This is a genomic window from Salarchaeum japonicum (assembly GCF_020614395.1).
GTDB classification, from domain to species: Archaea; Halobacteriota; Halobacteria; order Halobacteriales; family Halobacteriaceae; genus Salarchaeum; species Salarchaeum japonicum.
Genome location: NZ_CP085324.1, coordinates 1,205,929 through 1,231,748 on the forward strand (window position 1 = coordinate 1,205,929; position 25,820 = coordinate 1,231,748).

At 68.8% G+C, this 25,820-nt stretch carries 31 protein-coding genes; 20 read left to right on the forward strand and 11 right to left on the reverse strand.

Going from position 1 to position 25,820, the window contains the following annotated elements; translation table 11 throughout:
* Positions 1–14: 14 nt before the first annotated feature.
* A complete protein-coding gene (locus tag LI334_RS06895; protein ID WP_227259659.1) occupies positions 15–833 on the forward strand; it encodes an SDR family NAD(P)-dependent oxidoreductase in 819 nt (272 codons plus the stop codon).
* 101 nt (positions 834–934) lie between these two features.
* Here the strand turns inward: LI334_RS06895 and LI334_RS06900 are convergent, their stop codons facing one another.
* Complete coding sequence (locus LI334_RS06900; RefSeq protein WP_227259660.1) at positions 935–1,531, reverse strand: sulfite oxidase-like oxidoreductase; 597 nt, start codon at positions 1,529–1,531, stop codon at positions 935–937.
* 167 nt (positions 1,532–1,698) lie between these two features.
* On the opposite strand from LI334_RS06900, the gene LI334_RS06905 reads away from it, so the two are divergent.
* Complete coding sequence (locus LI334_RS06905) at positions 1,699–1,908, forward strand: DUF7120 family protein (RefSeq protein ID WP_145847473.1); 210 nt, start codon at positions 1,699–1,701, stop codon at positions 1,906–1,908.
* A 55-nt stretch (positions 1,909–1,963) separates the two neighbouring features.
* Positions 1,964–2,242, forward strand: a complete 279-nt coding sequence (locus tag LI334_RS06910; protein ID WP_145847471.1) for a UPF0058 family protein — start codon at positions 1,964–1,966, stop codon at positions 2,240–2,242.
* Here LI334_RS06910 and LI334_RS06915 read toward each other — a convergent pair whose 3' ends face one another.
* Positions 2,243–2,530, reverse strand: coding sequence for a DNA-directed RNA polymerase subunit L (locus LI334_RS06915; protein WP_227259661.1), 288 nt, complete (start codon positions 2,528–2,530; stop codon positions 2,243–2,245).
* A gap of 132 nt (positions 2,531–2,662) precedes the next feature.
* Here LI334_RS06915 and LI334_RS06920 point away from each other — a divergent pair, with 132 nt between their 5' ends.
* The gene (locus tag LI334_RS06920) at positions 2,663–4,477 is read left to right on the forward strand and encodes a rhomboid family intramembrane serine protease (protein WP_227259662.1); all 1,815 of its coding nucleotides are present in this window, start codon (positions 2,663–2,665) and stop codon (positions 4,475–4,477) included.
* Here the strand turns inward: LI334_RS06920 and LI334_RS06925 are convergent.
* Both LI334_RS06925 and LI334_RS06930 read right to left on the reverse strand, forming a co-directional pair.
* Positions 4,456–5,067 (reverse strand): METTL5 family protein, encoded by a 612-nt coding sequence (locus LI334_RS06925; RefSeq protein WP_227259663.1) that lies wholly within the window; start codon positions 5,065–5,067, stop codon positions 4,456–4,458. The two genes, LI334_RS06920 and LI334_RS06925, sit on opposite strands and share 22 nt — an antisense overlap.
* Before the next feature lie 32 nt (positions 5,068–5,099).
* Positions 5,100–5,495, reverse strand: a complete 396-nt coding sequence (locus LI334_RS06930) for a hypothetical protein (protein WP_227259664.1) — start codon at positions 5,493–5,495, stop codon at positions 5,100–5,102.
* A gap of 130 nt (positions 5,496–5,625) precedes the next feature.
* Here LI334_RS06930 and LI334_RS06935 point away from each other — a divergent pair, with 130 nt between their 5' ends.
* Together LI334_RS06935 and LI334_RS06940 are read left to right on the forward strand one after the other, a co-directional pair.
* Positions 5,626–5,991, forward strand: a complete 366-nt coding sequence (locus LI334_RS06935) for a MarR family transcriptional regulator (protein WP_227259665.1) — start codon at positions 5,626–5,628, stop codon at positions 5,989–5,991.
* A gap of 31 nt (positions 5,992–6,022) precedes the next feature.
* Positions 6,023–6,334: a type II toxin-antitoxin system PemK/MazF family toxin gene (locus tag LI334_RS06940; protein WP_227259666.1), complete on the forward strand. Its 312-nt coding sequence runs from the start codon at positions 6,023–6,025 to the stop codon at positions 6,332–6,334.
* Between the two features lies 1 nt (position 6,335).
* Here LI334_RS06940 and dph2 read toward each other — a convergent pair whose 3' ends face one another.
* Positions 6,336–7,370 (reverse strand): diphthamide biosynthesis enzyme Dph2, encoded by a 1,035-nt coding sequence (gene dph2, locus LI334_RS06945; protein ID WP_227259667.1) that lies wholly within the window; start codon positions 7,368–7,370, stop codon positions 6,336–6,338.
* 149 nt (positions 7,371–7,519) lie between these two features.
* Here dph2 and LI334_RS06950 point away from each other — a divergent pair, with 149 nt between their 5' ends.
* Genes LI334_RS06950 through LI334_RS06965 form a run of 4 tightly spaced genes read left to right on the forward strand, consistent with a single transcriptional unit; the run spans position 7,520 to position 11,479 of the window.
* Positions 7,520–8,650, forward strand: coding sequence for an ABC transporter substrate-binding protein (locus LI334_RS06950; protein ID WP_227259668.1), 1,131 nt, complete (start codon positions 7,520–7,522; stop codon positions 8,648–8,650).
* Positions 8,651–9,778 carry an ABC transporter ATP-binding protein gene (locus LI334_RS06955; RefSeq protein WP_227259669.1) on the forward strand — a complete coding sequence of 376 codons (1,128 nt, stop codon included), beginning with the start codon at positions 8,651–8,653 and terminating at the stop codon, positions 9,776–9,778.
* 14 nt (positions 9,779–9,792) lie between these two features.
* Entirely contained in the window at positions 9,793–10,677 is an 885-nt protein-coding gene (locus tag LI334_RS06960; RefSeq protein WP_343750124.1) for an ABC transporter permease, read from the forward strand.
* Entirely contained in the window at positions 10,670–11,479 is an 810-nt protein-coding gene (locus LI334_RS06965) for an ABC transporter permease (protein WP_227259671.1), read from the forward strand. The genes LI334_RS06960 and LI334_RS06965 overlap by 8 nt, the downstream gene beginning before the upstream one ends.
* On the opposite strand, the gene LI334_RS06970 is transcribed toward LI334_RS06965, so the two are convergent.
* Positions 11,476–12,132 carry a helix-turn-helix domain-containing protein gene (locus tag LI334_RS06970; protein ID WP_227259672.1) on the reverse strand — a complete coding sequence of 219 codons (657 nt, stop codon included), beginning with the start codon at positions 12,130–12,132 and terminating at the stop codon, positions 11,476–11,478. The genes LI334_RS06965 and LI334_RS06970 overlap by 4 nt on opposite strands.
* 82 nt (positions 12,133–12,214) lie before the next feature.
* Here LI334_RS06970 and LI334_RS06975 point away from each other — a divergent pair, with 82 nt between their 5' ends.
* The 4 genes from LI334_RS06975 to LI334_RS06990 are packed head-to-tail and all read left to right on the forward strand — an operon-like array spanning position 12,215 to position 14,837.
* The gene (locus tag LI334_RS06975; RefSeq protein ID WP_227259673.1) at positions 12,215–13,042 is read left to right on the forward strand and encodes an MBL fold metallo-hydrolase; all 828 of its coding nucleotides are present in this window, start codon (positions 12,215–12,217) and stop codon (positions 13,040–13,042) included.
* Entirely contained in the window at positions 13,039–13,482 is a 444-nt protein-coding gene (locus tag LI334_RS06980; protein ID WP_227259674.1) for a GNAT family N-acetyltransferase, read from the forward strand. Before LI334_RS06975 ends, LI334_RS06980 begins: the two co-directional genes overlap by 4 nt.
* A 26-nt stretch (positions 13,483–13,508) precedes the next feature.
* Positions 13,509–14,429 (forward strand): hypothetical protein, encoded by a 921-nt coding sequence (locus LI334_RS06985; protein WP_227259675.1) that lies wholly within the window; start codon positions 13,509–13,511, stop codon positions 14,427–14,429.
* 30 nt (positions 14,430–14,459) lie between these two features.
* Positions 14,460–14,837, forward strand: coding sequence for an acyl-CoA thioesterase (locus LI334_RS06990; protein WP_227259676.1), 378 nt, complete (start codon positions 14,460–14,462; stop codon positions 14,835–14,837).
* Here LI334_RS06990 and LI334_RS06995 read toward each other — a convergent pair whose 3' ends face one another.
* Entirely contained in the window at positions 14,838–15,110 is a 273-nt protein-coding gene (locus LI334_RS06995) for a hypothetical protein (protein WP_227259677.1), read from the reverse strand. It abuts the gene before it with no gap.
* Between the two features lie 107 nt (positions 15,111–15,217).
* On the opposite strand from LI334_RS06995, the gene LI334_RS07000 reads away from it, so the two are divergent.
* Both LI334_RS07000 and LI334_RS07005 read left to right on the forward strand, forming a co-directional pair.
* Entirely contained in the window at positions 15,218–15,739 is a 522-nt protein-coding gene (locus LI334_RS07000; RefSeq protein ID WP_227259678.1) for a GNAT family N-acetyltransferase, read from the forward strand.
* A gap of 104 nt (positions 15,740–15,843) precedes the next feature.
* The gene (locus tag LI334_RS07005; RefSeq protein WP_227259679.1) at positions 15,844–17,109 is read left to right on the forward strand and encodes an MFS transporter; all 1,266 of its coding nucleotides are present in this window, start codon (positions 15,844–15,846) and stop codon (positions 17,107–17,109) included.
* Here LI334_RS07005 and LI334_RS07010 read toward each other — a convergent pair.
* From LI334_RS07010 to LI334_RS07025, 4 genes are read right to left on the reverse strand one after another with little or no spacing between them, the layout of a single operon-like run.
* Complete coding sequence (locus LI334_RS07010) at positions 17,106–18,716, reverse strand: hypothetical protein (protein WP_227259680.1); 1,611 nt, start codon at positions 18,714–18,716, stop codon at positions 17,106–17,108. The genes LI334_RS07005 and LI334_RS07010 overlap by 4 nt on opposite strands.
* On the reverse strand, positions 18,713–19,459 hold the full coding sequence (locus LI334_RS07015) for an ABC transporter ATP-binding protein (protein ID WP_227259681.1): 747 nt from the start codon (positions 19,457–19,459) through the stop codon (positions 18,713–18,715). Before LI334_RS07015 ends, LI334_RS07010 begins: the two co-directional genes overlap by 4 nt.
* Positions 19,460–19,500: 41 nt before the next feature.
* On the reverse strand, positions 19,501–20,250 hold the full coding sequence (locus LI334_RS07020) for a TrmB family transcriptional regulator (protein WP_227259682.1): 750 nt from the start codon (positions 20,248–20,250) through the stop codon (positions 19,501–19,503).
* Positions 20,247–23,603, reverse strand: a complete 3,357-nt coding sequence (locus tag LI334_RS07025) for an MMPL family transporter (RefSeq protein WP_227259683.1) — start codon at positions 23,601–23,603, stop codon at positions 20,247–20,249. Before LI334_RS07025 ends, LI334_RS07020 begins: the two co-directional genes overlap by 4 nt.
* Positions 23,604–23,746: 143 nt before the next feature.
* Here LI334_RS07025 and LI334_RS07030 point away from each other — a divergent pair, with 143 nt between their 5' ends.
* The 4 genes from LI334_RS07030 to LI334_RS07045 all read left to right on the forward strand — a co-directional run bounded on the left by LI334_RS07030 (position 23,747) and on the right by LI334_RS07045 (position 25,793).
* On the forward strand, positions 23,747–24,685 hold the full coding sequence (locus LI334_RS07030) for an oxidoreductase (RefSeq protein WP_227259684.1): 939 nt from the start codon (positions 23,747–23,749) through the stop codon (positions 24,683–24,685).
* A 42-nt stretch (positions 24,686–24,727) separates the two neighbouring features.
* Entirely contained in the window at positions 24,728–24,961 is a 234-nt protein-coding gene (locus tag LI334_RS07035) for a DUF7385 family protein (protein ID WP_227259685.1), read from the forward strand.
* A 179-nt stretch (positions 24,962–25,140) separates the two neighbouring features.
* Positions 25,141–25,479, forward strand: coding sequence for a winged helix-turn-helix domain-containing protein (locus tag LI334_RS07040; protein WP_227259686.1), 339 nt, complete (start codon positions 25,141–25,143; stop codon positions 25,477–25,479).
* Positions 25,476–25,793, forward strand: coding sequence for a DUF7521 family protein (locus LI334_RS07045; protein ID WP_227259687.1), 318 nt, complete (start codon positions 25,476–25,478; stop codon positions 25,791–25,793). Before LI334_RS07040 ends, LI334_RS07045 begins: the two co-directional genes overlap by 4 nt.
* The last annotated feature ends 27 nt before the right edge of the window (positions 25,794–25,820 follow it).

The window sequence follows — 25,820 nt, forward strand, 5'->3', positions numbered from 1 at the left end:
TCCTCTCTCGGCGTATGAAGGGACTCTCCGGAAAGACCGCGGTCGTCACGGGCGCGGGGTCGGGAATCGGCCGCGCGAGCGCACACCGGTTCGCCGAGGAAGGCGCGAACGTCGTCGTCGCCGACATCACCGAGGACGGCGGCCGCGAAACCGTCGCCCAAATCGAAGCCGCCGGCGGCGAAGCGACGTTCGCCCAGGTGGACGTCTCCGACCTCGACTCCGTCCAGCGAATGGTGGACGTCGCCGTCGAAACCTACGGCGGATTGGACTTCGCGCACAACAACGCCGGCATCCTCACCGACTTCGCGGGCGTGGACGACATCACCGAAGCCGACTGGGAGCGCATCATCGACGTGAACCTCAAGGGCGTCTGGACGTGCATGAAAGCCGAACTCCCCGCCATGACCGAAGGGAACGCGATCGTCAACACCGCCTCCGAAGCCGGTCTGGTGGGGATGGGCGGCCTCAGCAGTTACGCCGCGAGCAAACACGGCGTCGTCGGCCTCACCAAATCCGCCGCGCTCGAATACGCCGAGAAGGACATCCGCATCAACGCCATCGCCCCCGGCCCAACCAAGACCAACATCCAATCCAGCATCACCGGCACCGGCGACTCACTCCTCGCCCGCGCCAAATCCGCGCTCGAACTCGTCCGCCTCGCCGTCCGCACCCTCCGCGCCGACTTCGACACCAGCGCCATGCGCGACGTCCCCATGAACCGCATCGCAGACCCCGAAGAAATGGCTGGAGCCGTCGCCTTCCTCTGCTCCGACGACGCCTCCTACATCACCGGCCACACCCTCCCCATCGACGGCGGCCAAGCCGCCGACTAACCCCCTGTCGTCACCAGAACGCTTCGCGTCCTGGTTGGCTCACGAGACCAAGCGCGTCTCGTGAACGTTCGCGCATTCGTCCAGCTTCGTCGCTTCGCTCCTCAGCTGTACCGTTCTTCGTTCCACGGATTCGCGGTGTTCGAGTAGCCGCGTTTCTCCCAGTAGCCGCGCTCGGGTTCAGTGAGGAATTCGACGCCGTCCACCCACTTCGCGCCCTTGTAGGCGTAGCGGTGGGGGGTGACGACGCGGAGCGGGCCGCCGTGTTCGCGGGGGAGGTCGTCGCCGTCGTACCCCCAGGCGAACATGACTTCCTCGCGCGCGCACTGGTCGAGCGGGAGGTTGGTGGTGTAGCCGTCGAGGGCGTGGAACATGACGTGGACGGCGTCGGACTGGACGCCCGCGGCGTCCATCAGGGCGGGGAAGGTGACGCCCGTGAACTCACAGTCGAACTTCGACCAGCCGGTGACGCAGTGGAAGTCCTGGCGCTGGGTCTCGCTCGGGAGGTCGCGGAACTCGTCCATGGAGAGCGAGAGCTCGTTCTCGACTGCGCCGGTGACGGTGAACGTCCAGTCGTCGGGGTCGTAGGTCGGCGTGCTTCCCTTCGAGAGCACGGGGAACTTGCTCGTCTCCCGCTGTCCGGGCGGGAGTCGCTCCCCGTCGAACTCCTCGTGGAGGTCCGTGACGTCCTTCACGCTCATACTTCGGGTTCGGACGGGCCGCACGTATGCGTACCGATACCAGGAACGGCTAACTCTCGATACTTCTCACCGGGATTCGTTTTCCACGAGGAAAAGAATCCTTTTCTCAGGCGGAATTCGGCCCGCCAAGTTTATCAACGGGTGGGGCAAACGCCCATCTAGAACCCATGCCGACAGTGGAGCTAAACATCCCCGACCACATCGAGATGCAGATCGCCCAGCTCGTCGAACAGGGCGAGTTCATGAGCCGCGAGGAGGCCATCGAAGACCTCCTCTCCGCGGGAATCCGCGCGTACAAGACCAGCGGCCCGATGGACGACGACGCCGGCCTCGAAGACGAGGGCATGATGGGCCACGAGGACGAGTACGTCTTCTAGGGCGTGTGAGCGCGTAGCGAGCAAGGTTTTTACCGTCAAATCGCATAGCGCGATTATGCACAAAGACGAACTGCTCGACCTCCACGAACAGCTGGTCGAAATCAAGGACGACATCCGCGATTACGACCAGATCAACGAGGAAGCGTTCGACGCGTACGAACAACTCGACGTCGACCCGAGTCACGTCCACAAGTCCAAGAGCGAGCACAAGCACGCCGTGTTCGTCCTGGGGAACGCGCTCGCGAACGCGATGAGCGAGGACGAGTTCTCGAACGCCGGCCGCCTCTCCAAGCGCATGGAGGAACTCGCGGACGACGCCGGCTCAAAACTCTAGTTACTGCGCCGCGGATTCGTACGCCGTCTGGAAGTCGCTGAGCTGTTCGTTCACGCGCGCCGCGCCCGCTTCGAGCGCGTCCAGGGGGTCTTCGCCGTCCTCCGTCTTGAGGGAGAGGAGGGGTTCGGTCTGGCCGCCGGACTGCTCGGGGTTCTGGTCGTAGGTCGCCGCGGCGACGCTGTCCAGTTCGAGGAGCGCGCCCTTCAGGACGTTCATGAAGGTGTGGTCTTCGCCCCCGATTTCTATCACCAGTTCGGACTCCGATTGCTCGACAACCCGCAAATCCATACACGAACGCAGGGGTAGCGCGCGTTTCAATCTTCCGCACCGGCCTCCCCGACCGGTGGGACGCGCGCCGGGCGACGGGACGCGCGGCGTCGGGCGGCGCGTTTTATTGGTGGGGCGTGACTTGACTCGGGTATGGTGTCGCTTCCCGTCGTCCTCGCGCTCTCCTGCCTGCTCGGCGCGGCCGCCGCGGGCGTTCTCTCCCGGGTCGCGGGCGTCCGTCTCTCCGACGGCCTGCTGGTGGTCGCGCTGCTCGTCGGCGTCCTCGGCGTCGGCGTCGCGGCCGCGCTGGGCGTCGTCCCCGTCGCCCCGGCGCTCGCCGCCGCCCTCGCGCTCGCGCTCGTCGCGTCGTTCGGCGTGGTGCGCGCGCTCGACCGACCCCGCGGCCGGTGGTTCCGCCGCCTCCGTTCCCGGCTCCTGTTCGGGGTGCCTTGGGGGTCGCTCGTGTCGATTCTCGGCGTGCTCGCGTTCTACCTGTTCGTGCAGGGCGGCGCGGACGGCCTCTACTCCCCACTCACGCTTCCATTCACGTCGTGGTCGTACACGTACCCGCTGGGCGTGCTCACCGCGCCGTTCGCGCACTCGGGCTACGGCCACCTCTACGGCAACCTCGTGGGAACGGTCGTGCTCGCGCCGCTCGCGGAGTACGCGTTCAGCCACTTCCCCACCGAGCGCGGCGACGGCAGTTTCTCGTCGCTCCGCGCGAACCCCTACGTGCGCGCGTTCGTCCTGTTCCCGCTCGGCGTCCTCCTCGTCGGCCTCGCGACGAGCGTGTTCGCGTGGGGGCCGGTCATCGGGTTCTCGGGCGTCGTGTTCGCGTTCGCGGCGTTCGCGCTCGTGCGCTACCCGCTCGCCGTCGTCGTCGCGCTCACCGTTCGGAGCGCCGTCTCCACGCTCTACAGCGCGCTCACCGACCCCGTCGTCGTCGCGTCCGCCGGCTCCTCCTACGGCGGGCCGTGGTGGGCGGGCGTCGCCGTCCAGGGCCACTTCCTCGGGCTGACGCTCGGCGTCCTCCTCGGGGTGGTCGTGCTCGCCAAACGCGACCGCGGGCCGTCCGCCCTCCGCCTGTTCGCCGGCACCGTCCTGTTCGCGGCGTCGCTCTCGCTGTGGGCGTGGTGGTGGTACCGCGGCCCCGCGACCTACGTCCTCTACCGCGCCGTCGGCGTGCTGTTCGTGCTCGCCGTCGGCTGGGTCGTCGCCGCCGCCGTCCGCGCCGGCCGGTCGCGCGACCCGCTCGGCTGGGGAACCGACATCTCGCGGCGGCAGGCCGGCGTTCTCCTCGTCCTCGTCCCGCTCGCCGTGATGGCGGGCGTCGCCGCGCCGATCAACTACACGACGACCGACGGGAGCGGCCTGCCCGCCGACGCCGTGGAGGTCGGGGACTACCAGGTCGCGTACGCGGAGAACGTCCCGAACCAGCGCGTGAGCGGCATCGACGTGTCGCTGTTCGGGGAGTCCACGAGCGTGAACGCGAGCGGCGTCATCGTCTACAGTTCCGAGCGCGCGCTGTGGACGGAAGCCGTCTCCGCGGGCCGCCTCGCGTTCACGGGGACGAGCACGGTTCGCGTCGGCGGTCTCGGGTGGGAGTCCGAGGTGCGGGCGGAGCGCCGGGGCTGGGTCGCGGCGGGCGGTGGCGCGGCCTACGTCGTCTCCCTCACGCCCGACGGTGGCGACCGGCGGTACGTCTACGGCTCCGACCCCGCGACCGCCGACCTGACGCTCGCCGGGCGGAACGTCAGCATCGTCACCCGGGAGGGCGCGTTCTACCTCGCGCTCACCCGCGACGGCGCGGTTCTCGACGCCGCACCGGTTCCCGCGGCGGGGAACGCGACGACCGTCGAGGGCATCCGGTTCGTCCACCGGAACGACGAACTCGTCGCGGTCTACGACGGCACGCGCGTGACGGTCGCGAGCGAGGAGACGTACAGCTATTCCCAGGAAATCCGGTAGACTTCGGCGTCGAGCGTTTTCGAGTCCGCGTCGTGAAACGCGAACTGGCGGGAGAGGGCGAACTCCGCGCGGAAGGCGTGCGTGACTTCGCCGCCCGCGTCGCCGGCGAACGACTCGACGAACGACTTGCTCCCGGCGTTGTGCACGGAGTAGGAGACCCTGGAGAGCCGGCTCGCGGCGTCGAGGAATCGGCGGTCGGCGTGTTCGTTCCCGCGCTGCGCGCCGAACGGCGGGTTCATCAGCACGGTCGCCTCCGTACTCTGGAGCGGCGGACGGGTCGCGTCCCCGCGCACCCAGTCCACGGGCGTCGCGGGCGCGAGTCGTGCTTCGTTCTCGCGGGCGACGGTGAGCGCGCCCGCGTCGATGTCGAGGCCGACGACGCGGGGGGCGTCCGCGAGCGCCGCGCCGAGCGCGAACATGCCCGTTCCCGTCCCTAAATCGAGGACGGTGCGGTCGAGGTCGTCGTGGAGGCCGGCGAGGTGGACGACGTGCGCCGCCAGCTCGGCGGGCGTCGGGTACTGTTCGAGTTCCACCCGCGGCTCCCGGAACCCCTCGACGTCCTGGAGTCGCTGTTCGAGCGCGCGTTTCACAGGACGAGGGAGGCGGGGGAGGAAGAAACGGTTTACGAGAGGGAGAGCGGGCCGTCGAGTTCGAGGGTGACGCCCTCGCGGCGGGCGCGTTCGGCGGACGCGGCGAGCGCGGGTTCGACCTTCGACGCCTCGGCGACGCCGTCGAAGGAGACGGTGAGGGTGTCCGCGCCGAGGTAGGCGGCGGCGTCGATGTGGTCGCGAACGCGGTCGATTTCGTCCTGCGTGGCGAACGAGCAGTCCTCGTCGAAGCACGCCGAGAGTTCGAGGACGTCCGCGGTGTAGTCTTCCGCGCGGAGTTCGTCCTTCACGTCGCGGAGGTAGGACGTGGAGAGGGAGGCGAGCGATTCCGCGTCGATGGTGACGGGGGTGGCGTTCGTCGGGCGACAGCTCGCGACCGCGCTTCGGACACCGGACTGCGTCGTGCTCATACACACCCATACATACTGAGAATACAAAAGCCTTTGTCTATGTCCAGTAGTAATTACTCGGGGGGTGGGAACGGTAGTTACACCGACTTCACCGATAACGTTCTTATCGCTGGTCGGCCTATTCGAGGGTATGTCCATCGACCGCGAGACGTTCGACGCCGCGAGCGAGGGCGAACTCGCAGACCTCTCGACACCCGAGCGCGTCCTCGGATTCCTCGCCGCGCACGCCGACCGCGCGTTCGAGGCGAGCGAAATCGCGTCCCGCACGGACCTCGACCCGGGCGCAGTGAGCACGGCGCTCTCACGGCTGAAGGAGCGCGGGCTGGTCGAACACAAGGCGACCTACTGGGCGGTGATCGACGACCCAGACCGACTCGAATCCTACAGCGGGTACGAACACGCCACCGCGCTGTTCGACGACCAGCTCGGCGAGGAAGACTCGGACGCGTGGCGCGAACACGCGCCTGACGAATCCCACCCGACCGAGAACGCGTGACCGACGACAGAATCTACGACCGCGGCGAGTGGTGTACGGAGCCGACCCGTTCAAACGAGGGGCGTCAGGGCGACCGTGGCTCGTTCTCTCCAACCACGCGGATCGGCCGTTTCACGGCGAACAGTACATCGCCGTCACGCTGACCACTCGCTCGTGGCTGGACGGATTGATCGGGATACCGGCGTCGAGTTGGGTTCGCGGCGGCACTCCCGAACCGAGCCGCGTCGTCCCGTGGGGCGTGCAGTCGCTCGCCGCGGGCGACATCGCGCGCTGGCAGGGGACGCTCACGGAGTCGATAGTCGAGAAAACGATAGCTGCGCTCGTAGAAGAACTCGACGCCTAGTCTACCAGGTGCCGTGGAAGGTGTCGAACTCCAGTTCGTCGAGCGGCTTGTTCCCGACCGCAATCTCGTACTCGCCGGGCGTGAGCATCGGCTTGTGGAACCGCGGCCCGTCGTCGGTCGTGATGCGGGGACAGCCCGTGTTCACGAACGCGTCCATGTCGAAGTTCCGAAGCCTGTCCGGCGTGACCTCGTCCATCGTGATGAGGTAGGCGTTGTCGTTGTTCTCCACGATTTCGTTCGCCTGTTCCCAGCGGCCCTGGCCGATCTTCGTGCAGAAGATGACGCCCCACTTCTCGGCGTCCATCGCCTTGTGCACGCTCGCGTACCGCTGTTTCATGAACTGCTCCTGGTCGGCGATGGAGATGGAGTTGTTCACGGGGTCGGCGATGACGACGTTCTTCTCGGGGTGTTCCATCGCGAGGCCGAGCGGGTGGAACTTCCCGCCGCCGACGTACAAGACCTGGTCGGCGTCGATGTCCGCGGACGCGTAGTTACAGCCGAGCACCTGGCCCTCGTGGGTGAGGCGGTCGTCGCCCCGACGGGTGTGGACGGTGTACCCGCGCTCTTCGAGCCACGTCCGCATCTCCTCGAACTTGTTCATGTGCTGGGCGGTCGTGACGAGACCCACGTCGTCGCCGTCGAGCTCGTCGAGGGCTTCCTGCATGATGGGCGTCACGTCCACGTTCGAGAAGAGCGGGACGTAGATGATTTTCTCGGACTCCTTCATCGGGCTGTGGCCGAAGTGGACGAACACGTCGGTGCGCCGCATGAGGTAGGTGTCGAGGTCGCACGCGCCGTAGCACGGCTTCCCGGACATCATCACGCGCACGTCGTCCGGCAGGGCCTCGCGGAGGTCGTCGGTGACGGCGGGGCCGCGGCGCTTCAGTCCCTCGGGGAACTGGAGGCCGACTTTCTCCGCGCCGCGCTCCTCGACGGCGTCGACGATGCGGTCGAGTTCGTAGTCCCACGTTCGGTCGTGCTTCAGGGAGAGTCCGGTGTTCCGGAGGTCGCCCTCGGTCCGCTCCTGCTGGCTCATTACAGTCGCGTATTCGCCCACGCCGTTTAACCCCGGCGTTTGGGGCGACGAACCGCAATCACCGAGACCCGCGAAATCCTTGGTGTCGCGTCCCATACGGGGTTCCGAAGCCACCACTCTTTTCCGTCGCCCGGCGTTTGCCACCGGGTATGTCTGGCAGTGACGAGAGACAGCGAGAAGCGATGCCTCGGGACACGAACCACAGCTCTGCGAGTCGCCGGGCGTTCCTCGGCGCGGCCGGCGCGGCCGCGACGACCGGCCTCGCCGGTTGCACGGGAATGCTCGGTGGCGGCGGCGACAGCACCACCACGCTCCGCGTGACGGCGTGGAGCGGGAACTACGGCGAGCGCTTCCGGCAGGCCATCAAGCCCATCTTCGAGTCGCGGTTCGACGCGGAACTCGAAGTGAACACGGGCTGGAACAGCCTCCTCTCGAAGATTCAGGCCGCGCCCGCGGACGACCCGCCGTTCGACGTGACGGTCACCTGCGAACCCATCTACTACAACGGCCGGAACGCCGGCCTGTTCGAGGAGCTCCGCTACGAGGAGAACATCCCGAACATCGACAACGTCATGCAGCACTACAAGGACGTGCGCCCCATCTCGCACGGCGCGCCCGCTGACGGCGCGCCGCTCACCATCCTCTACCGGGACAGCCTCGACGAGCCGGTGGAGACGTGGAGCGACTTCACGAGCGAGACGGTGACGAACTCCGCGGGCGTCGGCGTGGACGGCGGCTTCTGGATTTATCCCCTGCTCGGCGCGGGCGTCGGGACGGACGCCGCGCCCGCCGCGAACGAACTCTACCAGGAGCAGCACCACGAAACCCTCATCGACACTCTGGAGGAGTGGCCCATCACGGGCTGGGCGAACTCCGGGACGGACATCTGGCGGCAGTTCCAGGGCGGCACCATCGACGCCGCGCAGTGGTACTTCGGCCAGGTCTACTACGACATGGAGAACCACGAGGACGTGTCGTTCTCGATGCCGGACGCGAACGCCGGCTACATGGACAACTGGGCGGTCGTGCGCGGCACGGACAAGCGCACGCTCGGCGAGGAGTTCATCAACATGCTCCTCGACCCCGAAGTGCAGAGCAAGTGGTCGGAAGACCACCCGCTGTTCTTCACGACCGAGGGCATGTCGTACGCGGGCGACCTCGGCGAGTACCTCCCCAGCACCGCGGAGGAAGCGCAGAACATGGCGCTCCCGCGCTGGGGCGAACTCGCCGACTACTCGGACAAGTTCTCGAACACGGTCAAGGAGATGAAGACGAACTAAATGGCGTCCGTTACCCTCTCCGACCTCCGCAAGGAGTACGGCGACCTCACGGCCGTGGACGGCCTCAGCCTCGACGTGGACGACGGCGAACTCCTCTGCCTGCTCGGCCCGTCGGGCTGCGGGAAGTCCACGACGCTCCGGATGCTCGGCGGCCTCGAAACGCCGACAGACGGCGACGTGCACATCGGCGGCGAGCCGGTGACCGACCAGCCGCCCTACGAGCGGAACACGTCGATGGTGTTCCAGTCGTGGGCGCTGTTCCCGCACAAGAGCGTCCTCGAAAACGTCGCGTTCGGCCTGAAGATGGACGGCGTCGGGAGCGAGGAGCGCGAGGAGCGCGCCCGCGAGATGCTGGACGTCGTGGAGATGGAGTCGTTCGCCGACCACGACCCGACCGACCTCTCCGGCGGCCAGAAACAGCGCGTCGCGCTCGCGCGCTCGCTCGCCATCGAACCCGACGTGCTCCTGCTCGACGAACCGCTCTCGAACCTCGACAAGCGGCTGCGCGAGCAGATGCAGCTCGAACTCCGGAACATCCACGACGCGGTGGAGACGACGTTCGTCCACGTCACGCACGACCAGAACGAGGCGTTCACGCTCGCGGACAGCATCGCCATCATGAACGACGGCGAAATCGAGCAGGTCGGCGCGCCCCGCGAGGTGTACGACGACCCCGTGAGCCTGTTCATCGAGGAGTTCCTCGGGGACACGAACCTCGTGGACGCGACGGTCGCGTCCGTCACGGACGACGGCGTGGTCGCTGACACCGCGTTCGACGCCGACATTGACGTTCGGACGGGCGACGCCGCCGTCTCCGAGGGCGACGCGCTCACCATCTCCTTCCGCCCGGAGGAACTGGACGTGTCGCCCGCGAGCGCCGCGGACGGCGGCGCGGCCGTGGCGTCCGAACCCGCGACCGCGCTCACCGGCGACATCACGGACGTGCTCTACCGCGGCTCCTCGGTGCGGTTCTACGTGGACATCGCGGGCGAGAGCCTGTTCTTCGAGCAGAGCGTCGGCGCGGACACCGGCTTCGAGGTCGGGGACACGGTCGAGGTGTCGTGGAACCCGAGCGACCTCCTCGCGTTCGCGGGCGACGGCGAGCGCGTCGGCCGAGGTGGTGAGTAGTGGCGACGGAGTCGATGTTCGCGTGGCTCGGCCGCCGCATCAAGAGTCAGAACACGGGGAGCGTCATGCTCATCGCGCCGCTCGCCGCGTTCGAACTCGTGTTCTTCGTCGTTCCCTTCCTCATCCTCGTGCGGATGAGCCTGAACGAGAGCGCGCAGGCCGGCCCCTACCAGTCGGGATTCACGCTCGACGCCTACCGGTCGGTGCTCGACTCCACGCTCTACCACGACCTCGTGTTCTTCTCGTTCAAACTCGGCGTCATCGCGACCGTCGTCGCCGTCCTGCTCGCGCTGTTCTACGCGTACGCCGCCTACCGCGCGACGGGCGTCCGGAAGTCCCTCCTGTTGTTCTCCATCATCCTCCCGCTCCTCACGACGCTCGTCGTGAAGACGTACGCGTGGCGGCCGCTCCTCGCGCCGAACGGCGTCCTGAACGACCTCCTGATGGCTGTCGGACTGACGAGTTCGCCGATACAGTTCGCGCCCGGGATGTTCGGCACCGTCGTCGGCCAGGTGTACATCGTCTTCCCGTACGCCGTGCTCGCCATCTACAGCGTGCTCTCCACGATGGACTGGGACACCGTCGAGGCGGCGCGCGACCTCGGGGCGTCCCGGCCGCGGTCGTTCCTCGAAGTCGTCGTCCCCGAAGCGCTCCCCGGAATCGCCGTCGCGACCGTCGTGTCGTTCGCGTGGAGCGTCGGCGCGTACGCCGCGCCCAGCCAGCTCGGCTCCGGCGAGCAGACGACGTTCGCGATGGAGATAGAGAGCCTGATGCTCACGGCGTTCGACTGGCCGACCGGCGCGGCGTTCAGCCTCCTGATGCTCGCCAGCATGCTCGTCGTCTCGCTCGCCGTGATGCGCCTCCTCACCGGCTCCGTCGGAGGTGTGCAGGATGTCTAGAGTGAGCCGGGAGCGCGTCGAGGACGCGCTGTTCCGCGCGGGCTACTGGCTGCTGTTCGCGGTCATCATGCTCCCCATCCTCGTCGTGTTCGTCACGTCCTTCCAGCAGGGCGAGTACCTCACGTTCCCGCCGAGCGAGTACAGCCTCCGCTGGTACGGCGAGTTCTTCGCGAGCGAGGAGTGGCTGAGCGCCGTCGTGGACAGCGCCGCCATCGGCATCGGCGCGTCCGTGCTCGCGACCGTGCTCGGCGTCACCGGGTCGCTCGCCGTCCAGCGCTCCGACTCCGCGCTCTCCCGCGTCCTCCCGCCCGTCATCCTCCTGCCGCTCCTCCTGCCGCCGGTGGTCATCGGGCTGACGCTCCTCATCTACGTCAACCGCATCGGGTTCACGAGCGCCTACCTCAACATCGTCGTCGCGCACACGCTGTGGGCGACGCCGCTCGTGTTCTTCGTGATGCAGTCCGTGTTCGCGCGCTTCGACTGGAGCCTCCGCGACGCCGGCATGGATCTGGGCGCGCGCCCGTCCCGGGTGTTCTACCACGTCGTCCTGCCGAACGTCCGGAGCGGCGTCGTCATCTCCGCCGTCATCGCGTTCATCGTCAGCCTCCAGGAGTTCATCATGGCGCTGTTCCTGAAGAGCTACTACGTGAAGACGGTGCCCGTGCTCGCGTGGACGTCGCTCGAATCCTCGCTCACGCCGATGGTGAGCGTCGTCTCCGCCTTCCTCGTGCTCACGTCCATCGTCGGCGTGCTCGTCGCCGCCGCGGTGATGAACATGGAGTGGCTCGCGGAACAGCTCTAGACCGCGCTCTCCGCGAGCGCCGCTATCGCGCGCCGCACTCGTTCTGACGCCGCCTGCGTCGAGACGCCGAGTTCGTCAGCCACGTCCGCGAGCGTCGCGTCCCGCGGCACGCCGAAGTAGCCGAGCGAGAGCGCGACGGACAGGGCCTCGCGCTGGGCGTCCGTGAGACCCTCGGGGTCGTCGTCGGAGTCCACGCCCTCGTAGAGCCGTCGGAGGGAGAACGTGACGCCGCCGTTCCCGCAGACCTCGCGGAAGTCCGCGAGCGCGTCCCGGTCGGGGAACCGCATCTCCACCCGCCAGCCCGAGGGCGCGCTGTAGAGGCCGACGAGCGCCGCGCCGAGTTCGACGTACGTCGGGTAGAGCACGGTGTCGTGGTCGGCGCTGATTTGGACGCGGTAGAGCCGGCGGTCGTCCAGGTCGTCGAGGAGGACGGCGTTCGTCACGGAGTCGTCGCCGGCGAGCGCGTCGTCGAAGTCGTCGAGCGCGCCGGCGTCGGCGTCGTTCCCGGGGGTCGCCCAGAAGAAGATGAGCGGGCGCTGGGGGTCGGTCGCGACCTCGTGCTGGACGTTCACGTCGATTTCGGGGACGGCGTTGCGGGCGTGGTGGAGGACGAGGTCTGGACCGGTGAGGCGGAACTCGGCGATGAGGCTCATCGTCCGGCTCAAGGGGTCGGTCGTGTGATAGTTCCTCCGGGTTTCCCGAACGCTTAGGGCGGTTCCGCGACACCGCCGGGGTATGGAGAGCGACTGGGGCGACTGGCTGCCGACGGCGGTCGCGGCCGCCGACCCGGACACCGTCGCCGTCTGGTATCTCGGCTGTAACGGCTTCGTGCTCAAGGGACGCGAGGGAACCACCGTCTACGTAGACCCCTACGTCGGGACGGGCGACCCGCCGCGGACGGTGCGGATGATTCCCGTTCCGTTCGACCCCGCGGACGTGGCGCACGCGGACGCGGTGCTGGCGACCCACGAGCACACCGACCACGTGCACGGGGAGACTCAGGGGCCGATTCTGTCGAACAGCGAGGCGACGTTCTACGGGCCGCAGGCGAGCGTCGCGGTCACGCAGGAGGAGAACTGGCAGGCCGCCTACGACCTCGGAACCGACCAGTTCCAGACCGTCGCGGAGGGCGAGTCGTTCGACCTCGGGGAGTTCACGGTGCACGTCGAGTACGCGCACGACCCCGACGCCACCGACCCCGTCTCGTACGTGTTCGAACACGAGACGGGGACGTTCTTCCACGGCGGCGACACCAAGCCCGACGACGGTCTCGCGCGCGTCGGCGACGAGTACGACATCGACCTGGGTGCGCTCGCGTTCGGGTCGCCCGGCACGATTCCGGACAAGGAGACGCGGGAACCCAAGTACACGAAGTGGTACAGCGACGAGGCCGAGGTCGTGGAGGCCGCACGCCTGCTCGACCTCGACCGACTGCTGCCGACGCACTGGGACATGTGGAAGGGCCTCACCGCGAACCCCGAGGCGTTGCGGCCGCACGCCCGGAGTTTCGACGCGCCGAACCGGCTCGAACTGGTCGAAATCGGCGACCGGATAGAGCTGTGAGAGTCGTCGAAGCCACCTCGGAGGCGGCGCGCGCGGACGCGTTCAGCGTTCGCCGCGAGGTGTTCGTTGAGGAACAGGGCGTCCCCGAAGACCTGGAGTGGGACGACCACGACGAGGCCGCGAACACCCAGCACTTCGTCGCGTACGACGACACGGAGACGCCCGTCGGGGCGGCGCGCCTCCGCCCGAAGGACGACGACACGGGGAAGGTAGAGCGCGTCGCGACGCTGAAGGAACGCCGCGAGGAGGGTATCGGGCGCGCGCTCATGGACGAACTGGAGGACGCGGCGCGCGAGGAGTACGACCGCCTCGTCCTGCACGCGCAGACGCACGCGGAGTCGTTCTACCTCCACCTGGGGTACGAGACGACGAGCGACGTGTTCGACGAGGCGGGCATCCCGCACGTCGAGATGGCGAAGCGCCTGAACCGCAATCAGTAAACCGACGCGGCCGCTTCCTTCGGGTGATGAGTGAGACCGTCCACGTCGCCGTGCCGCGGAAGGGCCGCCCGCTGGAAGCCGTTCTCGACCGGCTGGCGGGCCATCCCGACGCGACCGGGGACGCCGCGGCGGTCGCGGACGACGTGTCGAACGTCCTCCGCTACGAGAAATCGATAACGAAGGACAAGCAGGACGCGGAGGCGGGCGTGTACGACCGGCTCGCGGACTACTCGTCGCCCGGCGACGACCGCGCGCCCGACTTCACGCTCCTCCGCGACGACCGCGCGGGCTTCCCGCGCCGGGTCGTCTTCGACAGCGTCACCATCGACCTCGGGGACGTGGACGTCCACCTGGTCGGTCGGGAGGAGCCGTTTCGCGCGCTCCGCACGCACGAGTTCGCGCTCGGGTTCGACAGCGCCGACCTCGTCCTCGAAGAGGTGGTCGGGCTCGAACCCGACCCCCTCACGTCGCTCGCGGACGTGAACGACCGCATCGACCCGCACGACACGGACGTGCGCGTCGTCACCGGCCTCGGCGACACGGTCTACCACACCCTCCTCGCGACGCACGAGGCCGTGGACGCCGGGCCGACCGGCGCGCTCGACCGCGAGTTCGTCGCGGACTACGAGGGGCCGTTCTGCATCAGTCCGCGCTACGAGCGCCTCGTGGAGGCCGTGCTCGGCACGCGCGCGGCCGAGGGACTCGACTTCGTCTACCCCGAACCGGGCGTCGAGGAGGAGGCCGCCATCGCGGACGCGGGCGTCGGCGCGTACCTCACCGTGACGGGGTCGACGGCGCGCGAACACGGCCTCGAACTCGGCGAACGCCTGTTCCCGAGCGAGACCGTCCTCATGGAGAACACGTGCGAGGCCGACAGTGCGGCCATCGAGCGCGTGCGGGAGGCGCTCGGGCACGCCGTCGAGGAGACCGCGCTCGCGATGAACTAGCTTTTCACGCTCGCCGCCCGACGCCGGGGTATGTTCGAGTACACGCGCACCGTGGACGTGCGCTACCAGGACTTCGACACCGTGGGCGTCGCGAACAACGCGACGTTCGCCACGCTCGTCGAGGAGGGCCGCCGCTACTACCTCGAAGACCACGTGGGAATCAGTCTGGACGACTCGCGGGTGGTGCTCGCGCACCTGGAGTTCGACTTCGAGCGCCCCGTCACGGAACCGTCGAGCGTGGACGTGTCCGTCCGCACGGAGGACGTGGGATCGTCGAGTTTCACGCTCGCGTACGAGGTCACGCAGAACGGGGAGCGAATCGCGACCGCGGAATCGACCCAGGTCACGATAGACGACGCGGGGCGGCCGCGCGACCTCCCCGCGTCGTGGCGGGCGGCGCTCGACTAGTTACTGGACGGCGAGTTCGTCCGCGCGCTCGGCGGCGAGTTCCGCGAGTTCGTCCGTGGTGAGGTCGGAGCGGTCGGCGAGCACGCGCGTCAGCATGCCGAGCTGGTCGATGGCCGCGCCGTGGAGTTCGCGTCCCTCGACGGTGCTTCCGAAGTAGAACTCGGGCGCGCCGTCCGCGTGGAGCAGGCCGAGGTAGAGTGAATCGAGGTTCTCCGCGTCGAGTGCCGACACCGCCTGCGCGCGCACTTCCTCGAATTCGGGGTCGTCGCTCATACCGCCCGCTCGGGGTTCCGCGGTGAAAAACCCCGTCGTCCCGGCGAACGACAGACCCGGTCTGCACGACCGACACGGGGAGGGACGTGGGGGTAGTCGATGCGTGTATGACGACACTCCGGTACGCGACATCGGCCGACGCGTCCGCGGTCGCCGCCCTCCGCACGGCGGCGGCGCGGGCGTTCGGCCCCGCACACTACACGGGCGACGAACTCGACCACTGGACGCGCGAACGCGACCCCGACGCGCAGTCGTTCGACGACGGCGTGCACGTCGTCGCGGAGCGGGACGGCGCGGTGGTCGGCTGGGGGTGGGTGCGGCCCGAGCGCTGTGAGTTGAGCGGCGTCGCCGTCCACCCCGAGCACGCGCGGGAGGGCGTCGGGACGCGCCTGTTGGAACGACTGGAGAGCGAGGCGGCGGACGCGGGCTGTACGGCGCTCTCCCTGTGGGCGGCGCTCCCGAGCGTCGGGTTCTACGACGCGAACGGCTACGAGCGCGTGCGCCGCGTCACGCTCGATTCGGGGTCGGCAGGGCTCCCGCACGTGGTGATGCGCAAGCACGGCGTTCCCCTCGGGAGCGTGGACGCCGGCGCGGGCCGGGCGGCCCGCGCGGAGTGCGTCGAGGAGTAGGGTACCGAAGCCGTCACCTACTTCCCACCGACTGAGCAAGCAGTCAGCATGTCAGTTTCGCCTGCTGAGTCCTTACTGTCGCACGCCGACGGAGGGGTCGCCTGATGGGCGTGTTCGACACCGACCGCCGCATCATCGTCCTCGCGCTCGCGCGGATGGCCGATGCCATCGGGAACTCCTTCCTCATCGTCGTCCTCCCGCTCTACATCGAACACCTCGTCGGGGGCGGCGAGTCCGGCGTGTTCGTCGAACTGTTCGGGCTGTCCGCGACGCTCTCGCTCGGCCTGGCGACCGGTATCGTGCTCTCGCTGTTCGGGTTCCTCAACAGTTTCGCCCAGCCCTTTACGGGCCGGTGGAGCGACCGCGTCGGGAAGCGCAAGCGCTTCATCATCGCCGGTCTCGCCATCCTCACGGTCACGAACCTCGCGTACGTCCTCGCGGGCAGTTACTTCAGCCTGTTCGGCATCCGCGCCCTGCAGGGCCTCGGCGTCGCGTTCACCGTCCCGGCGACCATCGCGCTCGTGAACGAACTCTCGTCGGACGCGAGCAGGGGAGAGAGCATGGGCGTGTTCAACACGTTCCGCCTGCTCGGGTTCGGGATGGGACCCATCGCGGCCGGGACGTTCGTCCACCTCTACGGCTACAACGCCGCGTTCGCGTTCGCCGCGGGCGCGGCGTTCGTCGCCACCCTCCTCGTGTACCTGCTCGTGGAGGACGCGGAGGACACGGAGGCGAGCGCGGGCGAAGACCTCTCCATCGAGGTCCTGAACTCCGCGAACCGCGGCGTGCTCGACCCCGTGTTCACGCTCGGCCTCGCCTCGCTGTTCATGGCCATCGGCATCGCGCTCCTCGCCGCCATCGAGACGAAGGTGAACGCCCGCCTCGACCAGGGGAGCTTCCTGTTCGGCGTGGAGTTCGCGGCGTTCGTGCTCGCGCAAGTGCTCGTGCAGGTGCCCGTCGGACGGCTGAGCGACCGGTACGGCCGCCGCCCCTTCATCCTGCTCGGCCTCGCCATCCTCGCGCCCGCGACGCTCGCCCAGGGGTTCGTCACGACGCCCGCCCAGATGATTACCGCGCGGTTCGTGCAGGGCGTCGCCGGCGCGATGGTGTTCGCGCCCGGGTTCGCGCTCGCCGGCGACCTCGCCCGCCACGGCGACTCCGGGACGAAACTGAGCGTGCTCACGATGAGCTTCGGCCTCGGCACCGCAATCGGCCCGCTCGCGGCGGGCGTGCTCTACAGCATCGACTACGCCGCGCCGTTCGTGTTCGGCGGCGTGCTCGCGCTCGTCGGACTCGTGCTGGTGTACACGCAGGTGGCGGAGACGGTTGACCCCGACGCGGAACCCGCAGGGGCCGCGCCGCAGGATTAGAGCCGGTAGTCGTCTATTTTCGCGCCGGCGACGCGGTAGCTCGCGTAGCCGCAGATACCGACGAGAACGGCGGTGAGGAGCGTTCCGAGCGCCTGCACGAGGCTCGCGGCGAGGCCGAGGCGGTCGGCGAACGCGTCCGCGACCGCGGGCACCTGGGTGGCGAGGCCGGGCGCGGCGACGACGAGCAGGACGAGCGAGTAAATCCCGAACGCGATGAGGCTCGGCGCGACGACGCGGCGGCTCCGGGAGATGCGGACGCCCTCGAAGCGCGGGAACAGCGCGCCGACGCCGGTGGCGAGCATGCCCGCGCCGACGAGCAGGGCGACGGTGGACGCGACGAGCAGGGCGACCTGGACGGGGTCGAAGGGGACGAGGACGGCGGCGGCGACGGCGAGCGGGAGGACGACGAGCGCGCCGCCGAGCGCCGCGGCGGTGACGAGGCCGCGCGCGAGCGACCGGCCGGGCACGCCGCTGGTGAGGGTGACTGGGAGCATCGCGCCCTCGTCGCCGAGGGGGTTGAGCGCGAACCCCGCGCCGGCGGCCCACGCGCCGTAGACGGCGAAGATGGCGGGGAGGGTCGCGGGGACTTCACCGGTCTGCACGGCCTGCGTGACGGGCGTGAGCAGGACGAACGCGGGGTAGATGACGAACACGAGTTTGATGGGGGCGCGGCGGGCGCGCGTCCACGCGGTGCGGGCGACCCACGCGGACGGCCGGCCGACGACGCGCTCCAGGGGGCCGGCGGAGACGGAGGTTTCGCCGTGCTCGACCCGGGCTTCGGTGTGGGCTTCGTCCACGTACCAGGCGGCTCCCGCGCCGCGGATGGCGGCGGCGAGCAGGACGGGGATGGCGGCGAGCGCGACGGCGAGGCCGACGCCGGCGTCCGTCGGGGAGGCGGAGTCGATGACGGCGAACGGGAGCAGGCCGACCCAGCCGAGCGGGGTCGCGCCGACGGCGTCGAGGATGGGCATGAAGAACGAGGCGTCCTGGGAGACGCCGACGACGTAGATGTAGGCGACGAAGACCGCGACGCCGAGCGGCGTCTTGTACTTCGAGAGGCGTTCGCTCGCGGTGAACCCGTACCGGAGCGCGTAGCCGAGCGCGTGCCCGGCGGCGGTGCCGAGCACGCCGAGGGTCGTCGCGGCGACGAGGACGGACGCGCCGAGCGCGGGCGACCCGGAGCCGGCGGCGAGCGCGACGGACACGCAGACGACGGGGAGCGCGGCGTACGCGGCGACGCCGACGAGTTCCGCGAGCAGGAGGCCGAGCACGGCGTCTCGGTAGGGAATCGTGGTGAGCATCCCGGCTTCGTGGTCGAGTTCTCCCTGCTCGCCGACGATGCGGATGCCGGTGAGGCCGGCGGCGGCGAGGAAGAGCGCGGCGGCCGCGAGCCGTCCGTACCGGACTATCTCGGCGTCCACGGTGCCGGAGATGGATTCGCCGACGTTGAACGCGCCGAACGCGGCCGCGACGCTGAACACGACGAGGAAGACGCCGGCGACGGCGAGCGCGCCGCCCTGGAGGCGACTCCGGAAGAGCACGCGGATGCGGCGTTTCGTCTCGACGCGCGCGAACAGGAGGGCGTGCCCGACGTTCGGGGTCTTCACGTGCCGTCCACCTCCGTGGTGACTTCGAGGAAGACGTCTTCGAGGCTCTGCTGTTCGCCCGTCTCGGCGCGCTTCTTGAGGGCTTCCGTCCCGCCCTCCGCGACCAGGTCGCCCTTGAACAGGACGCCGACGGTGTCCGCGAGTTCGTCCACGACGGAGAGGATGTGACTGGAGAGGAACACCGTGGTCTCGTCCTCGGCGAGGTCTGCGATGGTGTCGCGGACGGTGCGGGCGGCCCGCGGGTCGAGACCGGACGTGGGTTCATCGAGGAAGACGACCTCGGGGTCGTGGAGGAGCGCCTGCACGATGCCGGCCTTCTGCTTCATTCCCTTCGAGTACGCGCTAATGCGCTTGTCGGCGTCGTCCGCGAGGCCGAAGCGGTCGAGGAGGCTGTCGATGCGTTCGGTGGCGTCGGCGGGCGGGAGGTCGCGGAGGCCCGCGATGTACTCCAGTTGCTCGCGGCCGGTGAGTTCGTCGAACAGCGGCGGTTCCTCGGGGAGGTAGCCGATTCGCTCCACGAGCGCGTCCCGGTCGTCGATGGGTGCGCCGGCGACGGACGCGGTGCCGTGCGTCGGTTTCGTGAGCGTCGTCAGCATCCGCATCGTCGTCGTCTTCCCGGCTCCGTTCGGGCCGAGGAAGCCGTACACGGTGCCCTGGGGGATGGAGAGGTCGAGGCCGTCGACGGCGGTTTCGTCGCCGTACCGCTTGGTGAGGCCGGTCGCTTCGATAGCGGGGGATGGCATAGCCGGGTGTCGATGGCGCGGCGAGGAATAAGTTCCGGGAGTTAGATGTCGAGTTCGTTCGCGAACCAGGTCTCCAGGGACTCCGTGAGCACGGACGCGAACCGCGAGTTCGCGCTCCACATCGCGGTCTCCGTCGAGCCGTCGTACACGCCGAGCACGATGGCGTTCCCGTCCACGAGCGCGATACGGCTCGTCGGCGGTTCCGGATGCACGGGTTCCGTGATGTGACTGGTCGCGACACCGCGGTCGGCCGCGGCGGCGATGACGTCCTCGGACTCGCTCACGACCTGCACGGCGACGCCGCGATCGGCCGCGGCGGCGATGACGTCCTGGACGACGTCGGGGAAGAACGCCATGCGCGCCGTGCCGAACAGCACGCGGTCGTCGGCGTCCGTGACGGCTTCGACGATGCGGTCTGCGACGGCGTCCGTCCCCGTGACGGTCCAGACGGCCTCCCGGCTCTCGTCGGTGTCCGCGAGCTCGCTCTGAACGGACTCGATGTAGTCGAACGCGCGGTCGCGGTCGGCCTCGAAGCGCTCCCGGAGGTGGTCGCGCGCCGCGTCCAGCGACACCGGCCGGTACCGCCGCGGCGTGGTCTGCTGGACTTCGAGCAGGCCGGCGTGTTCGAGGTCTTCGGCCGCGCCGTACACCTGCGAACGCGGGACGTCCGCGACCTCGGCGATGTCGCTCGCCGTGCCGGTGCCGAGGCGCTGGAGCGCCACGAACACGCGGGCTTCGTACGTCGAGAGGCCGAGCCGGGTGAGGGCGTCGACCGCGTCCGATTCGTTCATTCGTCCTGATTCAGCCACTGCTCGTGGATGCGTTCGTACTGCTCGGGCGACAGCGCGCCCGCTTCGAGCTGCTGGGCGGCGAGCGCGAGATCCTGCCGGCTGACCTCGCCCTCGCTGACGATGCGTTCGAACACGTCGCTCACGACGGTGACGAACCCGTCGCCCTCGACGCTCGTCGCGCCGCGGGCGGTGCGGAGTTCGCCGTCGAAGCGCACGGTCTCGTTGTCCTGGGCGTCCCCGGGCACCGAGACGGTGTACTCGACGCGCGCCGGCGTCGCCGCCTCGGTCTCCCAGACGGCGTACAGCGTGCCGTCGGTGACCGTGGTGCTGAGCGCGTCGGGGTCGACGTGGTCGAGTGAGTCCACGGGCGCGTCCTCGCGGAGCACCGCGCGCCCCGCGACTTCGGGGAGGTGGACGACGACCGTCGCCTCGCCGCCGGGCTGGACGAACCGCGGCGACGCCTCGCGGGTCGGCGCGTCGGTCGCGCCCTCGCCCACGTCGACCGCTCCGGTGCCGTCGGAGCCGGAACCGGAGCCGCCGTTCCCGTCGTCGAACTCGCCGCCGCCGAGCGGGTTCGTGTACCGCGTCCAGACGACGAGGAGGCTCGGGAGCACGAGCACGGCCGCGAGGAACGCGTAGATGATGGTCATGCCCGTGATGATGCCGAACTGCTGGAGCGGCGGGAGCACGGCGAACACGAGCACGCCGAACCCGCCGACCGTGGTGGCGGCGCTCCCGAGGAGCGCGCCGCCGGTGCCCTTGAGCGCGACGGCGAGGGCGTCGAACGCGTCACCGCGGCGTTCGAGTTCCTGGTTGTACCGCTCGCTCAAGTGGATGCTGTACGCCACCCCGAGTCCGACCGTGAGGCTCGTGATCATCCCCGTGAGGACGTTGAACGGGATTCCCGCGAGGTACATCGTCCCGAGAATCCACGCGACGCTGAACACGACCGGGAGGAGGGTGACGAGGCCGAGCGTCGCGCTCCCCTCGGTGAGCCGGTAGGCCGCCATCAGGAAGACGACGATGGCGATGAGGGTCACGATGAGGCTCTCGATGACGGTGTCGAGGAGCTGGTCTTGAATGATCTTGAACAGGATGCTCTGGCCGGTCGCGGTGGCGGTGAGGCCGCCGCCGTCGGCGACCGCCGCGACGGCGCGCATCTGTTCGGTGACATCGTTCCCGGACGCGCCGCCCTGGATGGAGACGACCATCCGGAGCGCCTCGTAGTCGTCGCCCTCGTGGGCGATGACGCCGCCGGCCTGGTCGGGCGCGACGGCGAACAGCGCGTCGTACACGCCGCTCACGTTCTCGTCGGGAACGCCGTTCCCGTCCGTGTCGGCGGCGGTGTACGTCTCGTTGAACGTCTCGTTCTGCGCCGCGACTTCCTCCATCACCGTGAGCGGACTGGTGATGGCGGCCTCGCCGCCGGAGAGCGTGACGGTCACGCCCTTCTCGCCGGCGGCTTCCTGCGCGTCGTGGAGGCGTTCGAGCGCGTTATCGCTCGATACCTCTCCTTCTATCAGTATCTGTGCTTGCGAGTCCTGCCGGAGGAAGTTGTCGTTGACGTACTGGAGGTTCTCCTTCGCCGTGTAGTCGTGGGGCGCGAACGGCTCCGGGAGGTCTTCCATCCACGCCGGCGGGTCCTCCGCGATGAAGTCCGTCTGGCTGAACGAGGTGTCCACCTGGGTCGCGCCGTACGCGCCGCCGGCGCTGAGGAGGACGGCGAACAGGATGACGAGCCACGGCGACTTCTTCGCCGCCGTGCTGCCGACGGTGAGCGCTTTTCCGAGGCGGCCGCCGCCCGTGCCGAACGCGCGCTTCTTCCGGTCGAACCCGCGGGATTCGAGGAACTCGTCGAGTTCGACCTTCAGCGCGGGAATCAGCACGCCGAACACGAGGAGCGCGGCGGTGATGCCGACGGAGCTGACGATGCCGAAGTCCTGGATCGGCGGGAGGGGGCTGACGAGGTTCGAGAGGAACCCGATGACCGTCGTCGCCGTCACCCAGACGAGGGCGATGCCGACGCCGGCGAGCGCGACCCGCATCGACCCGCGCGGGCCCTCTTCGACGGCTTCGCGCTCCTCGCGGTGCCGCATGAAGATGTGTATCGCGTAGTCGATACTCAGTCCGATGAGCAGGACGGGCACCGCGATGAAGATCTGGTTGAACGAGATGTCCGCCCAGCCCATGAAGCCGAACGTCCACACGAGCACCGCGAGGATGCCGAGGAGGCCGAGCGCGATGTCGAGGAGGTCTCGGTACGCGATGATGAGCGTGATGAGGACGAAGATGAGGGCGAGCGGGCCGACGATGAGCACGCTGTCCGTCATGGACTGCGTGATTTCGTCCGCGATGATACCGCCGCCGAACACCATGTAGGTGTTCCCGTTACTCCGGGAGGTCGCGATGTCCTGCATCGCGGTCTGCGTCTCGACGAGCCGGTCGCTCGCCGACCCCATCTCGGTGTCGGAGTCGGTGGTCTGCGTGACGATGATCATCGTCGCCTCGGCAGGCCCCGACTCGTAGCCGGTCGGCATCAGCGCGAGCACGCCGCCGCCGCTCCCGCCGTTCCCGTTCTGGAGCACGCTGGTGACGAGGGATTCGACCTCGCTCGCCTCCATCGACTCTAGCTGGTCTCTCTGCTCGGCGAGCGTGGGCGTCCCGGCGTTCTGGAGGGCGTCAGCGTCCTCCTGGAGTGCCGCGTAGTCGGCGGCGAGCACGCCCTGCGTGCCGAGCGTGTACGCCTCCTGGACGGCCTGCTCGCCGGAGGCGTTCCGGAGTTGCTGGGCCGCCGTCTCGAACGTGGCGTAGTCCGTGTCGTTCAGGTCAACGGTCGTGCTCGCGCGCACGTCGGAGAACGCGGCCTCGATGGACGCGTTCGGGTTCTGGCGGAGGTCGGTGAGCGCGCCGCGGAGCGTCGCCGCCGTCTCGTTCAGGGTCTGGCGGCGCTGTTCGAGTTCGGCCGCCTCTTCCTGGCGAATCGCCGTTATCGCGACGACGTTCGCCACGCCCGACGTGGGCGACTCGTTCACCAGCGAGGGAGCGATGGTCTCGTTCTCCCTGAGCGTCTGCTGGAGGTCGATGCTCTCGACGAGTTGGTCTTTCGCGAGGACGTCGTCCCCGCGCATGATAATCTGGACTGTGGTCGTGTTCTGGTCGCCGGTCTGGAAGTTGTTCTGGATGTAGTCGAGCTTCTGGGATTCGGTCGTGTCGCTCTGGAACTGGCTGAGCGACGACGACTGCTCGACCATCGGCGCGCCAGCGCCGACGACGACCGTCAACAGCACCATGATAGCTATCGCTGCTTTGCTGTGGTCGGTGACGGCGGTGACGAGGCGGTCGAACGCGCTCACCCAACCACCACCGTTGTCAGTAGGAAGGTACTCACAGGTCTATCTCGTCCGTATCGAGTAGCGTTCGGTACATATCCTTTCTGGAACCGACACGACTCCCAGCGAGACGCGCACCTATGTGGGATGCGACCGAACCCCACTGTATGTCGGACTGGACGCCCGCCGAGATGGCCTCGCAGACCGGGAAGACCGTCGTCGTCACCGGCGCGAACAGCGGCATCGGGTTCGAGGCGACGAAAGAACTCGCCGCGCGGGGCGCGCACGTGGTGATGGCGTGCCGGAGCACCGACCGCGGCCGAACCGCGAAACGCGAGATAGAAACCGAGTACTCGGGCGCGTCCCTCACGGTGCGCGAACTCGACCTCGCCGACCTCGACTCGATACGGGCGTTCGCGGAGTGGTTCACGAGCGAGTTCGACGCGCTCGACGTGTTGGCGAACAACGCGGGCGTGATGGCGATACCGCGCTCCGAGACCGAACAGGGGTTCGAGACGCAGTTCGGCGTGAACCACCTCGGCCACTTCGCGCTCACCGCCCGCCTCCTCCCCGTGCTCCGCCGGACGAACGGCGCGTCCCGGGTGGTGACGCAGTCGAGCGGCGTGCACGAGCGCGGCCGCATCGACTTCGACGACCTCCAGGGCGAGGACGACTACGACAAGTGGGACGCGTACGCGCAGTCGAAGCTCGCGAACGTGCTGTTCGCGTACGAACTCGACCGTCGCCTCCGCACGGCGGGCGCGAGCGTCACCAGCGTCGCCTGCCATCCCGGGTACGCGGCGACGAACCTCCAGCTACGCGGCCCCGAAGCCGAGGGGAGCCGGCTCCGCCTGCTCGCGATGAAGGCCGCGAACGTCGTGCTCGCGCAGAGCGCCGAACGGGGCGCGTGGCCGCTCCTCTACGCCGCCACGAACCCCGACATCGACGGCGGCGAGTACGTTGGCCCCACCGGATTGTTCGACATGCGCGGCCACCCCGGCCCCCAGGAGTCGAGCGAACGCAGTCGCGACGAGGACACCGCGCGACGGCTCTGGACGGTCTCCGAAGACCTCACGGGGGCCGCGTTCGGCCTTCCCGCGCCTTGAGTGACGGCGAGAATTTATACCGTATCGGGTCCCTGGGTCGGTATGGACGACGTCGAACTCGACGAACTCGTCTCCGCGCTGACGCCGCGCGAGGAGAACCGCGCGCTGAAGACGTACCAGAACACGGTCTCGGTCGCCTGTCCCGCCTGCGGCGACCCGTTCGACGACCTCGTCGTCTGCAAGGAGAACCCGACGAGCCTCAACCTCTCCCAGCAACTCGACTTCTGCGTCGGCGTGGACGACGACCGCGCGCTCATCTTCACGCACAAGCGGTAGGCCGTCGCGGACTGACAGCGCGCGCGGAGATGCAAAGAATCATACGCGATACTGTGCGAGAGCGTGTATGAGCGTTGACGACTGGGACGCGACGGCGGGGCGGCCGCGCGCGCCCGGTGTCACCGCGGGAGCGCCAGCGAACCGACGCGTAGCGTGGTCGGCGTCGCCGGTGACGCGCGATGTGTGAGGATGAACGCGTCGTCTTGTCCCTCCTGGACGACGAGTACGCCCGGGAGATTCTCAAGGAGACGAGCGTCGAGCCGCTGTCCGCGAAGGCGCTGACGGAGCGCTGTGACGCCTCCCCGCCCACGATTTATCGGCGGCTCGACCGCCTCCAGGAGCAAGACCTCGTGGTCGAACGCCAGCGGCTGTCGGCGGACGGCAACCACCACGCGGTGTACTCGGCGACGTTCGAGCGCGCGGTCGTGGAACTCGAATCCGGCGACCTCGCGGTGGAGGTGTTCGTTCGGGACGACCCCGCAGACCAGTTCACGCAGTTGTTCGAGGGGCTCCGATGAACGTCGGCGGCGTCTCCGTCACGACCAGCGGCGGCACGCCCCTGCTCGTCGTCGGGCTGTTCTTCAGCGTCGCCCTCGCGACGGTTCTCGGCGGCGTGCTCGTCGTCCGCATCGGCCGCGGCTACCGCAGAACGGGGAGCCGGCACTTGCTCGCGCTCGGCGTCGGTTTCCTGTTCGTGGTGCCCGTCCCGAAGCTCCTGAACCTCTCGCTCTCGACGGGCACCGCGCTCTCCTACGACGCCATCGCGCTCGGCGCGTCGGTCGCACAACTCCTCGGGTTCGCCGTCATCCTGTACGCAATCTATGACACGTAACGAGACCGCACGCCGGGGTGGGACGCG